This window comes from Endozoicomonas atrinae, from assembly GCF_001647025.1.
Taxonomy (GTDB): Bacteria; Pseudomonadota; Gammaproteobacteria; order Pseudomonadales; family Endozoicomonadaceae; genus Endozoicomonas; species Endozoicomonas atrinae.
Window position 1 is genome coordinate 1 of record NZ_LUKQ02000624.1, and the last position, 956, is coordinate 956.

At 45.1% G+C, this 956-nt stretch carries 2 protein-coding genes and 1 pseudogene; 1 reads left to right on the plus strand and 2 read right to left on the minus strand.

Translation table 11 applies throughout. The annotated features are described in order from the left end of the window. Positions 1 to 138: 138 nt before the first annotated feature. Complete coding sequence (locus tag AK963_RS29625) at positions 139 to 318, plus strand: helix-turn-helix transcriptional regulator (protein ID WP_066018795.1); 180 nt, start codon at positions 139 to 141, stop codon at positions 316 to 318. 13 nt (positions 319 to 331) lie between these two features. Here the strand turns inward: AK963_RS29625 and AK963_RS29630 are convergent, their stop codons facing one another. Beyond that, on the minus strand, positions 332 to 772 hold the full coding sequence (locus AK963_RS29630; protein ID WP_175404746.1) for a tyrosine-type recombinase/integrase: 441 nt from the start codon (positions 770 to 772) through the stop codon (positions 332 to 334). Between the two features lie 8 nt (positions 773 to 780). Next, positions 781 to 956: pseudogene (locus AK963_RS36295) on the minus strand (IS256 family transposase); the annotation flags it as partial.

Here is a 956-nt window from a genome sequence, read left to right on the forward strand (position 1 = left end):
ACACCGGCTGGCACTATGGCCAGATGTGGGACCCATCCGCAAAGCAGTTCCGAGACAAGGGCAAGCAGCTAATGAGCACACCATGCCAGCCGGTCTTTGGTTACGACATTTTGAAGTTTTTTATGAAAGGGTAAGGGTATGAATAAGAAGCAAACCGTCAAGCTTAAGGAAATATGTGACCTGTACGGAATCTCCCGTACCACTCTATGGCAATTAAGGCAGACGCCAGATTTTCCTAAACCAGTAAACCTGCCCTACGGGGGAAAAATCTTTTTCCAGCAGGAAATTGATAACTACTTTCGTCAACTGCAAGGATAAATGCCAAGCCGGTTTAATCACCGGCTGCATTAATAATTGGTGCATAATGATCAAGCAGAAGACGCTGAGCCTCACGGCGTTTATCAAAGAAATCATCCACGTTGTAAACTTCCTCACTGGTCTTCATTACCTTATGACCTAAGCAGATTTCGGCCACACGATAATCAAAGTCGAGTTTCGAAAGTAATGTTCTGGAGGTGCGCCTTAAATCGTGCACGGTAAAATGTTTTACCGTATCGGGGAAGAATCCCTTCTTAAACATATTGTCGATGGCAGTATTCAGTGTATCCGGTCCAACATGATCAAACCGTTTACTGGATCGTCTTGAAGGAAAAAGGTAAGGACTGTACCCGGCACGGTATTTCAGCTCAGTTATCCACTCGATCACCTCAGGCTCCAGGGGGACATTAATTGGCTTTTTCTGAGCCTGTAAATAATTCTGTGTAAACGCCACCAAAACTATTACTCCTTGAACCGGTCAGGAAACATAATTTCAAACCGGTTCATGGCTGCTTTCCAGTTCCTGATCGGCATGGTCCATTTCTCGGAAGCTTTTTCCATGGCCAGATAGATTACCTTCATGACTGACTCATCAGTCCGAAAAATCTTCCGGTTCTTGATCGCCTTACGAATGACGC